Source organism: Klebsiella sp. MPUS7 (assembly GCF_009905335.1).
Classification (GTDB): Bacteria; Pseudomonadota; Gammaproteobacteria; order Enterobacterales; family Enterobacteriaceae; genus Klebsiella; species Klebsiella grimontii.
Map to the genome: position 1 here is coordinate 3761213 of NZ_CP047604.1, position 12791 is coordinate 3774003.

Annotated in this window: 12 protein-coding genes; 5 read left to right on the plus strand and 7 right to left on the minus strand. The window is 56.1% G+C overall.

What is annotated here, in order from left to right; genetic code table 11:
• Positions 1 to 76: 76 nt before the first annotated feature.
• From GUC22_RS17540 to GUC22_RS17560, 5 genes are read left to right on the plus strand one after another with little or no spacing between them, the layout of a single operon-like run.
• Positions 77 to 352, plus strand: coding sequence for a PTS sugar transporter subunit IIB (locus GUC22_RS17540; protein WP_004100672.1), 276 nt, complete (start codon positions 77 to 79; stop codon positions 350 to 352).
• A 17-nt stretch (positions 353 to 369) separates the two neighbouring features.
• Positions 370 to 1635, plus strand: coding sequence for a PTS ascorbate transporter subunit IIC (locus GUC22_RS17545; RefSeq protein ID WP_004871676.1), 1266 nt, complete (start codon positions 370 to 372; stop codon positions 1633 to 1635).
• Between the two features lie 12 nt (positions 1636 to 1647).
• Complete coding sequence (locus GUC22_RS17550; RefSeq protein WP_004871681.1) at positions 1648 to 2445, plus strand: transketolase; 798 nt, start codon at positions 1648 to 1650, stop codon at positions 2443 to 2445.
• Positions 2445 to 3356, plus strand: coding sequence for a transketolase family protein (locus tag GUC22_RS17555; protein WP_024360083.1), 912 nt, complete (start codon positions 2445 to 2447; stop codon positions 3354 to 3356). Before GUC22_RS17550 ends, GUC22_RS17555 begins: the two co-directional genes overlap by 1 nt.
• A gap of 42 nt (positions 3357 to 3398) precedes the next feature.
• Entirely contained in the window at positions 3399 to 3836 is a 438-nt protein-coding gene (locus GUC22_RS17560) for a PTS sugar transporter subunit IIA (protein ID WP_004871686.1), read from the plus strand.
• Between the two features lie 42 nt (positions 3837 to 3878).
• On the opposite strand, the gene GUC22_RS17565 is transcribed toward GUC22_RS17560, so the two are convergent.
• The 7 genes from GUC22_RS17565 to lolA all read right to left on the minus strand — a co-directional run bounded on the left by GUC22_RS17565 (position 3879) and on the right by lolA (position 12780).
• Positions 3879 to 5027: an MFS transporter gene (locus GUC22_RS17565; RefSeq protein WP_004871688.1), complete on the minus strand. Its 1149-nt coding sequence runs from the start codon at positions 5025 to 5027 to the stop codon at positions 3879 to 3881.
• Between the two features lie 274 nt (positions 5028 to 5301).
• Positions 5302 to 6165, minus strand: a complete 864-nt coding sequence (locus GUC22_RS17570; protein WP_024360084.1) for a dimethyl sulfoxide reductase anchor subunit family protein — start codon at positions 6163 to 6165, stop codon at positions 5302 to 5304.
• A gap of 1 nt (position 6166) precedes the next feature.
• Positions 6167 to 6784, minus strand: a complete 618-nt coding sequence (locus GUC22_RS17575; protein ID WP_004871693.1) for a DMSO/selenate family reductase complex B subunit — start codon at positions 6782 to 6784, stop codon at positions 6167 to 6169.
• A 10-nt stretch (positions 6785 to 6794) separates the two neighbouring features.
• Positions 6795 to 9233, minus strand: a complete 2439-nt coding sequence (gene dmsA / locus GUC22_RS17580; protein WP_148865378.1) for a dimethylsulfoxide reductase subunit A — start codon at positions 9231 to 9233, stop codon at positions 6795 to 6797.
• A 200-nt stretch (positions 9234 to 9433) separates the two neighbouring features.
• On the minus strand, positions 9434 to 10726 hold the full coding sequence (serS, locus tag GUC22_RS17585; protein WP_160183669.1) for a serine--tRNA ligase: 1293 nt from the start codon (positions 10724 to 10726) through the stop codon (positions 9434 to 9436).
• Positions 10727 to 10816: 90 nt separating this feature from the next.
• A complete protein-coding gene (gene rarA, locus GUC22_RS17590; protein ID WP_004871703.1) occupies positions 10817 to 12160 on the minus strand; it encodes a replication-associated recombination protein RarA in 1344 nt (447 codons plus the stop codon).
• 8 nt (positions 12161 to 12168) lie between these two features.
• Complete coding sequence (lolA, locus tag GUC22_RS17595; protein ID WP_004130911.1) at positions 12169 to 12780, minus strand: outer membrane lipoprotein chaperone LolA; 612 nt, start codon at positions 12778 to 12780, stop codon at positions 12169 to 12171.
• Between the last annotated feature and the right edge of the window lie 11 nt (positions 12781 to 12791).

A 12791-nucleotide genomic window follows, 5' to 3' on the forward strand; every position in this document is an offset into this window, starting at 1 on the left:
CCTGCGGTAAAGATAATAATTATTATCTCACATAAACAAATAAAAATAATTATTTTTACACACAGGAGAACATCGAATGAAAGGTCTCATAGTCTGTCGTACCGGTATGGGCAGCTCCTTAATGCTCAAAATCAAAGCCCAAAAAATCATCGACAAACACGGCTGGGATATCGAATTGGAACACGACGTCCTCTCAGGCTTACGCACCTGGCGAGACATTGATTTTGTCATCACTATGCGCGATCTCACCGATGAAGTCGAAGCCGCCGGATTCAGAGCTGTCGGCATTACCGACCTGATGAACAGTGAAGAGATGGAGTCTGCGCTCACTGACATCGTTCAAAGCAACTAACCTCTCCCGGAGGCAATATGGATTTCCTCAGATTTATTGTATTCGACATTCTGGGCGTAACCCCACTTTTAGTTGGCTTTATTGCATTAATCGGCCTGTTAATCCAACGTAAGCCGATTGAAAAAGTGCTTTCCGGCACCTTCAAGACCATCGTCGGTTTTCTGGTTTTCGCCGGCGGCGCCGGTCTGGCGGTCACTTCCCTGGGTAATTTTCAGACCTTATTCAGCGATGGATTTGGCCTTAAGGGCGTAATGCCGCTGGCGGAAGCGCTAACCGGACTGGCGCAAACCAAATTCGCCATGTGCGTATCGCTAATCATGGTGATTGGCTTTGGCTGGAACCTGTTCTTTGCCCGCGTGACGCCGTTTAAATACATCTTTCTGACCGGGCAACATAACCTTTATCTCTCCGCGCTGCTTACCGTGACGCTGAAGGCGCTGGGCTACAGCGACATGACGACCATCATTGTCGGCTCCGTCCTGCTGGGTCTCGCCGCCTGCCTCTATCCGGCTATTGCGCAGCCGTGGATGCGAAAAATTACCGGTAACGATGAGATCGCGATGGGGCACTACGTCACCCTGGCCTACGCCGCATCCGGCTGGATCGGCTCAAAGGTCGGCGATCCTAAACAATCTACCGAAAAGCTGAATCTCCCCGGCTGGCTGGGGATCTTTAAAGACTACATCGTCTCAGTGTCGATCTCGGTGAGCATTTTCTATTACATCGCCGCGCTCGCCGCCGGGAAAGCCGCGGTCACCGCTGCGGCCGGCGGGATGCACTGGCTGGTTTACCCGCTCTTTCAGTCGCTGACCTTTACCGCCTCGCTGTACATCATTATTACCGGCGTACGCCTGCTGCTGTCAGAAATTGTTCCGGCCTTCCTTGGCATCTCGGAAAAGTTTATCCCTAACGCCAAACCCGCGCTCGATTGTCCGGTGGTCTTTCCCTACGCCCCGACCGCCACGGTGCTGGGGTTTATCTCTTCGTTTGTCGGCGGGCTGGTGGTGATGGGCTTTCTGGCGATCCTTGGCCAGACCGTGATTATCCCGGTAGCCATCCCCTACTTCTTCATCGGCGCGACCGCAGCGGTATTTGGTAATGCCTCCGGCGGCTGGAAAGGCGCGATTGCCGGGAGCTTCATCACCGGGATCCTGATCGGCATCGGCCCCGCGCTGATTTACCCGATTATGGAGTCCGTCGGTCTTTCAGGCACCAGCTTCCCGGAAACCGACTTCGTCGCGCTGGGTCTGGTCGTGTACTACATCGGCAAAATGCTGCCCTAAGAAGGAAAGAACATGAACATTGATGAACTGAAATCCCACGCGCTTGCCGCCCGCCGCGAGATCGTCACCCTGATTTACGAGTCCGGAATTGGCCATCCGGGCGGAGCATTATCGATAATCGACATTCTTACCTGGCTCTATTATCAAGAGGTCGATCTGGCCGCCTCTCCCCGCTCGCGCGTGGTGATGAGTAAAGGCCACGCCGTCGCCGCGCAGTACGCCATGCTGTACCAAAAAGGGAAGATCGATCGCAGCGAATTCTCTACGTTCCGACAGATCAACTCGCGTCTGCAGGGTCACCCGAGCATAAAGTCGCTACCCGAGGTCGATGCAACGACCGGCCTGCTGGGCCAGGGGCTGTCGATTGCTTTGGGTATGGCGGCCGCCAAAAAGCGGCGCAACGATCCGCACCGGGTGTTTGCCATCGTTGGCGATGGTGAAATGCATGAAGGCCAAATCTGGGAGACGCTACAGCAGGCCGGGCATATGAAAATGGATAACCTGGTCGCCATCATCGATTACAACGGCTTCTCTTCCCACGATCCGGTCAATGAAGTCGTTAACCTCGAGCCGCTGGCGGACAAAATCCGCAGCTTTGGCTGGCATGTACTGGAACTGCATAACGGCAATGATATGCATCAGGTTGCCGATACCCTGATGCTATCCCGCCACCTGAAAGGTAAACCTGTCGCTATCGTGGCGCACACCACCAAAGGCTCCGGCGTCAGCTATATGGAAAACAACGGCGACTGGCACTCAAAAACCCCGAGTAAAGAACAATTTCAGCAGGCAATGGAGGAGTTACAGTGATGAAAGCGCCCCGTGATGAGATCGGTAATGCCCTGATTGACCTTAAAGAAAAGGGCTATCCCGTCGTTGTTATCGACAGCGATTTAGCCAGCTCCACCCGTACTGACCAATTTCAGGCCGTCTATCCAGAGGCTTTTTTCGAAATGGGCATTGCGGAAGGTTCCGCCATGAGCTTCGCGGTCGGCCAGGCGCTGGAGGGCTTTATGCCCTTCTACGTCAACTTTGCCATGTTCGTCACCGGCACCGCCTGGACCCAGCTGCGGCAGGCGTGCTATGCCAAAGCCAATATTAAACTCGTCGGTAGCCACCCCGGTATGGATGATGGTCCGGACGGCGCTTCGCATCATGCGCTGGAGGATTTAGCGCTGACCCGCGTCCTCCCGGGATTAACCATTCTGACCCCGGCAGATGCGGAGGAGATCGCCGAGGCCTTTGAGCAAGCGGCCAAAATAAAGGGCCCTGTCTATATTCGCGTGGCGCGCGAGCCGATGCCGGTTCGCGATAAAAGCGTCGTTCCGCGGGTCAGCGATATCGCCGCCATCGCCGATAGCGGCGCCGATTTCGCGATTCTGTTTGAAGGGACGGTGCTGGAGCAGGCTACCGATGGCTATGAAAAGCTGATCGCCAGCGGCAAAAAAGGCAAGCTTATTCACGTTGCAACCCTCAAGCCCTTTAACGAGCAGGCATTTTATCGGCTGGTTGAAGGCTGCCCGCTTATCGCTACGCTTGAAAATCACACGGTAAACGGCGGCCTCGGCGGACTGATCGCGGAAACCCTGGCGCAAAAGGCGCATCCGGCCCGCCTCACTCGGCTGGGAACGCCGGACACATTTACCGAATCGGGTAATAGCAGGCAGCTAAAAGCGAAATACGGCATCTCGGGAGAAGCGCTATTTAACGCTCTACGCTAACCACCAGGCGAGCCGGTCAGCTCGCGCGTAAAGGGAACATATATGGAAGAGACGCTATTTTCCGCCTGTCAGTTCACCAGCGACAGCCTGAACTGGCGCAGCGCCGTTCAGCTCGCCTGCCGCCCGCTTGAGCAGCAGGGAAAAATCACCGGAAGCTATGCCAGGGCTATTATCAGCGCCACGGAGCAGGATGGTCCCTGGTATATACTGAGCCCGGCGTTTGCGCTACCGCACGCGCGACCGGAAGCCGGAGTGCTGAGCAGAAACAGCGCGCTTTCGCTGCTTTGCTGTCGCAAGGCCGTTGATTTTCCGCAGCATCCCGGTATTCGGCTGATAGTCGTACTGGCGGCGGCCGATAGCGAACAGCATATTCAGACAATCCAGCGGTTAGTCAGTTGGCTGGATGAGGAGGACAGACTACGGCGATTCACCGAGGTTCACAATCAGGCCCAGCTTGAAGCGCTTCTCGCTTCGCATTAATCGATAGCCAGGGGCGTCTCTCCTGGCTATTTTCGACCACAATCAGGCGTGAGCAACCGGCGTAGGGTGATGCCCCGCTTTGCGCAGCAGCGTCAGCAGGTAGATGAAGGACACGCTGGCTATCATGATAAACAGCAGATTGTCAGAGAAATTCTGCATCAGCATCGCGGTCAGCGTTGGCCCAAGCAGGCTGCCCACGGTATAGCTCAGTAACAGCGCCTGGTTCATCGCCACCAGCTGATGACGCTCCACTTTTTCACAGGCCCAGGCCATAGCGACCGGATAGAGCGTGAAGCCGGAAGCGCCCAGCACGAACAGCGCAGGCGCCATTGCGGCCTGGCTTAACATCGCCAGACAGCCGAGAATCACCACAAACACCTGGACGCGTAGAACCAGCAGGCGACCGTAGCGATCGGCGAGCCGACCAATCGGCCACTGTCCAACGATGCCTGCGCTCACCATCACCGCCATCCAGAAGCCGATGCCGGAATCGCTGACGCCCTGGTGGTTAAGCCACAGCGGCATCAGGCCATACAGCGAGCCGAGCACGATACCGGAAATAATGCAGCCATTGACCCCGTGACGGGCCTGACGCAGCCTTAACATTGGCCAGATACGCGCCGGTTCGTGCGGCTCATCGCCCCGAGTCGCCACGCGAGCAAACAGCAGCGGCAGAATGGCCGCCAGAGCCAGCGCCGTCACCCACGGCAGGACGCTCATCAAATCCGTCGGCAGTTTGCTGACCATTAACTGGCCCAGCACCGTGCCAACGTAATAAATCATCATATACGCCGCCAGCAGGCGACCGCGGCTCCGCGAAGTGCCGCTACAGACCAGCGCGCTCTCCACCACCACCCAAATCATCGCGCAGCCGACGCCCGCGATAAAGCGCCAGCTGAACCAGCTCCAGAAGCCAAGCGTAATGCCGAGCCCAACGCAGCCCACGGCAAAAATAATGGATGCCAGATAATAGCTACGATTAAAACCCAGACGCTTAATCACCCATCCGGCGAGCAATGTCCCCACCAGATTACCGGTAAAGTAGGACGACCCTACCATGCCGACCTGCCAGGTCGGCATATTTTCATGGGCGAGCCAAAGCGGGACAAGCGTATTTAAAACCGCTATCGCCAGGGTCAACAGAAGCAGGCCACAGAGCAACATTTGCACTGGCCGGGTGTAGATGGTCATGGATATAAACCGTGATGGAGTTCAGATTTCGTGCGCATCATGCCACTGCTGCAAACATTGTCAATCCACCTGAAATCAGGCGTGACGCGGTTTGCGGGCGTACGATAGAAGTTTTTTATCCAGCGGATCGGCAACAGAATAGTTGTTTATATTATTCCATTGTTTTTATTAATTTATTAGGAAAATGAGGTGGGAGTATCGGTAGAAATATTTCATGAATCGACCGCACTTTTTATCGCGCCAGAAAGTAATATCCTGGCGCGATAAAGGGCGGTTAGCTGGCGATTGCCATCCCTACGGTCATATGCAGGCCGTAGAAGACGCCGCGGCCGATCATCTCGCCGACCAGCATTAGCACAAAAGCCAGCCCCAGCATCGGCAATGCGGGCTGATAGCCTTTGAGCTGCGGAGCGATCCAGCAGACCAGGGCCAACGCCAGCGCAACCAGACGCCAGGCCATTAGCGAGCCGTAGTCCGGCACCAGCGCGGAAGCTTGCTGGATGGAGCTATGGATTGTCGCCAGCTCGCTTCCCTGCATTAGCCCCACGATCGCGCTAATCACCAGCGCCAGCAGGGTCACCGCCGGCAGCAGGCGCATCGCCCAGCCGGTAACGTCCGCAACGCGCAGCAGCAGATATCCCAGCAGCGGACCGCCGATAAACATCGTCAGGAAGAAACTCAGCGGCGTCCAGACCGTATACCAGGTGGGTACCGTATCAATAGTGTTATAGACGCGGACCATCATCCAGACAAAGATAACCCCCAGCACCATGGTAATAATCAGCCAGAGATGACGCAGTCCCGCCGGTAGCTTATTGACCACCGCCAGCAGCCAGCCAATACCGCCGACAGCAAAGAAAAGCGCCCCGCTGGCGATTTCATTGCTGAGCGACGAGGCCCCTACGCGATTGAGCGAGTTAAACGCGCGCATGGGCGACCCAAGATGCAGGGTTGAGGCAATAAAGCCCACGCCCATCAGCACCCACAGGCCAAACATGCTCCACACCACGCGCTGCTGCTGTTCACGCGATAAGTCGCCTTTCATGAGCGCCAGAGCCAGTACAATAAAGCCGCCCACCACGCACTGACCAAAGACCGTGAAAATAATCAGCGGCCATTCATGCCATCCACTCCCCATCTCACACCTCCTTCGGGTTAGCCAGATAGCCGGTGGTATCTCCACACGGTCGGCTGTTGGCGTTAGGTTTAATCACAATACTTGGTTTAGTGAAGTGGGCCGAAGGCAGCGGCGCAACGGCAGCCAGCTGGCCGTGTTTTTTACGCAGCTCTTCAATCGGGCCAAAATCAAGCGCGCGGAGCGGACAGGACTCCACGCAAATCGGCTTTTTGCCCTCGGCGACGCGTTCGTGGCAGCCGTCGCATTTGGTCATATGCCCTTTTGCCGCATTGTACTGCGGCGCGCCGTACGGGCAGGCCATATGGCAATAGCGACAGCCGATACAGACATCCTCATCGACAACGACAAAGCCATCTTCACGTTTATGCATCGCCCCGCTCGGGCAAACTTTGGTGCAGGCCGGATCTTCACAATGGTTGCAGGCGATAGAGAGGTAATAGGCAAATACGTTCTGCTGCCAGACACCGTTATCTTCCTGCCAGTCGCCGCCCGCGTATTCGTAGATACGACGGAAACTCACCTCCGGCGTGAGGTTTTTGTAGTCTTTGCATGCCAGTTCGCAGGTTTTGCAACCGGTGCAACGGGCGGAATCAATAAAAAATCCATATTGAGTTGTCATCGGTCACTCCTTACAGCTTTTCAACCTGGACGAGGTTGGTATGCGATGGATTGCCTTTCGCCAGCGGCGATGGGCGTTGGGTGGTCAGCACGTTAATGCTGCCAGCCTGATCCACGCGACCGGCGTCCGGGTTATACCAGGCCCCCTCACCCAGCGCGACCACGCCCGGTATCATTCGCGGGGTCACTTTGGCTTCGATATGCACTTCACCGCGATCGTTAAAAATGCGGATCCGATCGCCATTGGCGATACCGCGCTTCTGCGCATCAAGTGGGTTGATCCACATCTCCTGACGGCACGCGGCTTTCAGTACGTCAACGTTGCCGTAGGTGGAGTGAGTGCGGGCTTTGTAGTGAAAGCCGGTCAGCTGCAGCGGATATTTTTTAGCCAGCGGATCGTCATAATTTTCAAACCCAGGGCTGTAGATCGGCAGCGGGTCGATAACATCCTCTTCTTTCAGCTCCCAGGTCGCCGCGATTTCCGCCAGCTGCGCAGAGTAAATTTCAATTTTCCCTGACGGGGTCGTTAACGGATTGGCGGCAGGATCTTCACGGAAAGCCTTATAGGCAACGTGGTGGCCTTGCGGATCGCGCTGTTTGAAGATCCCCTGCTTGCGGAATTCATCAAACGGCGGCAGCGCCGGGATCGCTTTACGGGATTGCTCATAGAGGTGACGCAGCCACTCTTCCTGAGTGCGGCCTTCGGTGAAGCCTTGCTCAACGCCCATGCGCTTCGCCAGCTCGGTAGTCATCTCATAGATGGTTTTGCACTCAAAACGCGGTTTGATGGCCTGGTCGGCAAAAATCACGTAGGACATGTTGCCGCAGGAAGCATCGAGGGCAAAATCCATCTGCTCCGAGGCGGTACAATCCGGCAGCAGAATATCGGCATATTTCGCAGACGAGGTCATATGGCAATCAATGACCACAATCATCTCGCACTTTTTGTCATCCTGGAGGATGTCATGGGTACGGTTGATTTCTGAATGCTGGTTGATCAAGCAGTTACCGGCATAGTTCCAGACCATTTTGATGGGGACGTCGAGCTTATCTTTACCACGCACGCCGTCGCGTAGTGCGGTCATTTCCGCTCCGCGCTCAATCGCATCGGTCCACATAAACATGGAAATACTTGTTTCAACCGGGTTATCCAGCGTCGGCATGCGCTCAAACGGCAGCGAGTAAGAGCCTTCACGCGCGCCGGTATTCCCGCCGTTGATTCCAACGTTGCCGGTTAAGATCGCCAGCATGGAAATCGCGCGGGAAACCAGCTCGCCGTTAGCATGGCGCTGCGGGCCCCATCCCTGAGAAATATAGGCAGGTTTTGCGCCGGCGATTTCACGCGCCAGCTGCACGATACGCGCCTGAGGAATGCCGGTAATCGTCGACGCCCACTCTGGGGTCTTCGCGATACCGTCTTTGCCCTGACCGAGAATATAGGCCTTATAGTGACCATTGGCCGGCGCGCCTTCCGGCAGCGTTTTCTCGTCATAGCCTACGCAATACTTGTCGAGGAAAGGCTGGTCTACGAGATTCTCGTTAATCATCACCCACGCCAGCGCCGAGACCAGCGCGGCATCGGTTCCGGGGCGGATAGGGATCCACTCATCTTCGCGTCCGGCACCGGTGTCGGTATAGCGTGGATCGATAATAATCAGTCTGGCGTTGGATTTCTCCCGCGCTTGTTCCAGGTAGTAGGTCACCCCGCCGCCGCTCATCCGGGTTTCCCCCGGGTTATTGCCAAACAGCACCACCAGCTTGCTGTTTTCGATATCCGACGGGCTATTGCCATCGGCCCAGCCGCCGTAGGTGTAGTTCAGTCCCGCGGCGATTTGAGCGGTGGAGTAGTCACCGTAATGGTTGAGGTAACCGCCGCAGCAGTTCATCAGACGGGCAATCAGGGTTTTCCCCGGCGGCCATGAGCGAGTCAGGGTTCCGCCGAGGGTTCCCGTTCCGTAGTTCAGATAGATGGACTCATTACCGTACTCTTTTATCAGGCGCTGCATATTGCTGGCGATAGTATCGAACGCTTCTTCCCAGCTGATGCGTTCGAATTTGCCCTCTCCGCGTTTGCCCACCCGCTTCATCGGATATTTCAGGCGATCCGGGTTGTAGACGCGCCGACGCATCGAGCGACCGCGCAGACAGGCGCGAACCTGGTGCAGGCCATCGTAGTTATCGTCACCGGTATTGTCTGTTTCAACATATTTAATCTCACCATCAACCACATGCATCCGCAGCGGGCAGCGGCTTCCGCAGTTCACCGTACAGGCGCTCCAGGTGAGCGTTTCGCTGACAGGGTTGAGGTTGTCTGCGGCATGGGCAATGCGCGTGAAGGGTAAGGTAAAAGCGCTGCTGGCCATCGCCAGCCCGCCAATCGCCGTGGTTTTCATTAAACCACGCCGGCTCACCTCGGCAGCCAGTAAAGCATCGGGGGTTTTGATTTTCATAGATACTCGCTTCGGTTGCTCACAATGAACTTAAAGCCGTTGTATAGTTATTGATACAACGAAATTAGTCTTTATTAGTTTTTTATGCTGGATAATCCAAAGGGAGTATCTTCGTAATCGCGAAGTCGATTATTGCCCGGTATCAAGAAGGGGGTAAAAAAAAAGCGCCCGCAGGCGCTTTTGAGAAGAGTGTTGAAAAATCAGCCGATAAACTCAAGGCCGCGCATATACGGGCGCAGGACTTCTGGGATCGCAATGCGACCATCCGCCTGCTGATAGTTTTCCATCACCGCGACGAGCGTACGTCCAACCGCCAGGCCAGAACCGTTCAGCGTGTGTACGAGGCGAGTTTTCTTGTCAGACTTGCTGCGGCAGCGCGCCTGCATACGACGCGCCTGGAAATCCCAGACGTTAGAGCAGGAAGAGATCTCACGATAGGTATTCTGCGCCGGTACCCACACTTCCAGATCGTAGGTTTTGCATGCGCTAAAGCCCATATCGCCCGTGCACAGAGCCACTTTACGATACGGCAGACCCAGCAGCTGCAGCACTTTCTCGGCGTGGCCGGTCATCTCTTCCAGCGCCGCCATGGAATCTTCCGGACGTACAATCTGCACCATTTCGACTTTGTCGAACTGGTGCATACGGATCAAGCCGCGGGTATCGCGGCCATAGGATCCGGCTTCAGAACGGAAGCACGGCGTATGCGCGGTCATTTTGATCGGCAGATCGTCTTCGTCGATGATCTCATCGCGCACCAGGTTGGTCAGCGGGACTTCCGCCGTCGGGATCAGCGCGTAGTTGCTGCTGTCAGCTTCTTCTTCCAGCGGACGGGTATGGAACAGGTCGCCGGCGAATTTTGGCAACTGACCGGTACCGTACAGCGTGTCCTGGTTAACCAGATACGGGACGTAGTTTTCGCTGTAGCCGTGCTGTTCAGTATGCAGATCCAGCATAAACTGCGCCAGCGCGCGGTGCAGACGCGCCAGTTGGCCCTTCATGACCACAAAGCGAGAACCGGTCAGCTTCACGGCGGCGGCAAAATCCAGCCCCCCGTGCATTTCGCCCAGCGTCACGTGATCGCGAACGTCAAAATCAAACTCGCGCGGCGTACCCCAGCGGCTGACTTCAACGTTGTCATTTTCGTCGCGGCCGGCCGGAACGTCATCGTGCGGAATATTAGGGATGGTCAGCGCGATATCGCGGATTTCCGCCAGCAGCGCGTCCAGTTCGGTCTTAGCGGCATCAAGCTGCTCGCCGAGTTTGTTCACTTCCAGGCGTAATGGCTCAATATCTTCCCCGCGCGCTTTCGCCTGGCCAATGGATTTCGATCGGGAGTTGCGCTCCGCCTGCAGGTCTTCAGTTTGAACCTGCAGAACTTTACGACGCTCTTCCAGAGCGCGAAGTTTATCTACATCCAGCTTAAAGCCCCGGCGTGCCAGTTTTTCTGCGACTGCGTCTGGCTCGGTACGCAGCAGATTGGGATCGAGCATGCTTATCCTGTGCTTATCGAATTAATAAAGAAAAATGGCCGCAGAGCGCGACCACGGAAATAGTGTGACAACCTTACCGCAACGCCTCAATTATCGGTAGCGTTTTATCGGGCTATTTTGATCCTGTTCGGTTAACCAGGCGAGCTTTTCGCCTATTTTGCCCTCCAGCCCCCGGTTTGTCGGCTTATAATAGCGCGTTTGCGCCATTTCCTGCGGGAAGTACTGCTCTCCAGCGGCATAGGCATTTGGTTCATCATGAGCATAGCGATACTCCTGCCCGTAGCCCATCTCCTTCATTAGCTTCGTTGGGGCATTGCGTAAATGTACCGGTACGTCGTAATCGGGGCGTTCGCGGGCATCGGCCATCGCCGCTTTAAACGCGGTATAGACCGCGTTGCTTTTCGGCGCGCAGGCAAGATAAACAATGGCCTGGGCAATCGCCCGCTCGCCTTCCGCCGGTCCGACACGAGTAAAGCAATCCCAGGCGGAGATCGCAACCTGCATCGCGCGCGGATCGGCATTACCGACATCTTCCGACGCGATTGCCAGACAACGGCGCGCGACGTAGAGCGGATCGCCACCGGCGGTAATAATCCGCGCGTACCAGTAGAGGGCGGCATCCGGTGCGCTACCGCGAACCGATTTATGCAGCGCGGAGATTAAATCGTAAAAACGATCGCCTTTGTTGTCGAAACGCGCGCTGCGCTCGCCGGCGATTTCGGTCAGCAGCTCAACTTTCAGCACGCGATTGCCGGAGGCGTCGGACTCGGCCATATCGGCCATCATTTCCAGGGTATTCAGCGCCCGCCGCGCGTCACCGTTGACCAGGTCGGCGATGGCCTTGCGCGTCTCGTCCGGCAGAACGATATTTTGCCCGCCGTAGCCGCGCGTTTTATCGCTCATCGCCTGGCTGAGCACCTGTTCGATGTCGTCGCTGGTCAGCGATTTCAGCAGATAGACGCGCGCGCGGGATAACAGTGCGGAATTGAGTTCAAAGGAGGGGTTTTCCGTCGTCGCGCCGATAAAGGTGATGGTTCCGTCTTCGATATGCGGCAGAAAGGCATCCTGCTGGCTTTTATTGAAACGGTGAACTTCATCGACAAACAGAATTGTGCGGCGACCCGCGTTGCGGTTTTGTCGCGCGCGTTCAATGGCCTCGCGGATCTCTTTCACCCCGGAGGTCACCGCTGAAATACGTTCAACGTCGGCGCTGGCATAGCGCGCAATCACCTCGGCCAACGTGGTTTTCCCCGTCCCCGGCGGCCCCCAAAGGATCATGGAGTGCAGATGACCGGCTTCAATCGCCCGCGGTAAGGGTTTACCCGGCGCCAGCAGATGCTGCTGACCAATGTACTGCGCTAAATTTTCTGGCCGCATGCGTGCGGCCAGGGGTTGAAACGCGTTGTCGGAAAAATCGAGCGACAGATTGCTCACGTTCGCCTCTACTTACGTTGATCGTCCACCGTAACCCCTTGCGGCGGCGTAAAGGTGAACTTAGATGCGTCGACGGCGCCATTTTGTTGCGACTTCAGCTGATAGCTGCTGCGTTGATCGTCCTGTTCCACGGCGCTGAACTGATGAATCGTGCCGTCACGACCCACGTTAATGGTGAACTGCTTTAGATTACCGCTACCGTTTTTCGGGGTCAGAACAAAATCATCGCCGTTTTGCTTAATATTGTAGTTCTGCCAGTCGCTGGCCTGATTGCGGGCAATCAGCATAAACGGCGTGTTGCTGGTCGCATCTTTCAGCCAGGTGGCGGTAGCCTGCTCAACAAACGGGTTATAGAACCACAGCGTTTTGCCGTCGGAAACCAGCACGCTTTCATCCGGCTGGGTCATATGCCAGTTGAACAGATTTGGTCGTTTGACCCACAGGTCGCCCTGCCCGTCCTGCACGGCGTTGCCGCTGCCGTCCGTCACTTTCTGCGTAAAGCTGGAGTGGAAGCTGCTCACTTTATCAAGGCGGCTTTTTAAATCGCTGGCGGCGTCCGCCCATACCTGACTGACGACAAAACTGGACAGTAATGCACAGGTGATTGCGAGTTTTTTCATTGTTATTCCTT

Coding starts and splice junctions, on each gene's coding strand:
- GUC22_RS17540 (WP_004100672.1), top strand. CDS start 77: ATGAAAGGTCTCATAGTCTGTCGTACCGGTATGGGCAGCTCCTTAATG.
- GUC22_RS17545 (WP_004871676.1), top strand. CDS start 370: ATGGATTTCCTCAGATTTATTGTATTCGACATTCTGGGCGTAACCCCA.
- GUC22_RS17550 (WP_004871681.1), top strand. CDS start 1,648: ATGAACATTGATGAACTGAAATCCCACGCGCTTGCCGCCCGCCGCGAG.
- GUC22_RS17555 (WP_024360083.1), top strand. CDS start 2,445: ATGAAAGCGCCCCGTGATGAGATCGGTAATGCCCTGATTGACCTTAAA.
- GUC22_RS17560 (WP_004871686.1), top strand. CDS start 3,399: ATGGAAGAGACGCTATTTTCCGCCTGTCAGTTCACCAGCGACAGCCTG.
- GUC22_RS17565 (WP_004871688.1), bottom strand. CDS start 5,027: ATGACCATCTACACCCGGCCAGTGCAAATGTTGCTCTGTGGCCTGCTT.
- GUC22_RS17570 (WP_024360084.1), bottom strand. CDS start 6,165: ATGGGGAGTGGATGGCATGAATGGCCGCTGATTATTTTCACGGTCTTT.
- GUC22_RS17575 (WP_004871693.1), bottom strand. CDS start 6,784: ATGACAACTCAATATGGATTTTTTATTGATTCCGCCCGTTGCACCGGT.
- dmsA (WP_148865378.1), bottom strand. CDS start 9,233: ATGAAAATCAAAACCCCCGATGCTTTACTGGCTGCCGAGGTGAGCCGG.
- serS (WP_160183669.1), bottom strand. CDS start 10,726: ATGCTCGATCCCAATCTGCTGCGTACCGAGCCAGACGCAGTCGCAGAA.
- lolA (WP_004130911.1), bottom strand. CDS start 12,780: ATGAAAAAACTCGCAATCACCTGTGCATTACTGTCCAGTTTTGTCGTC.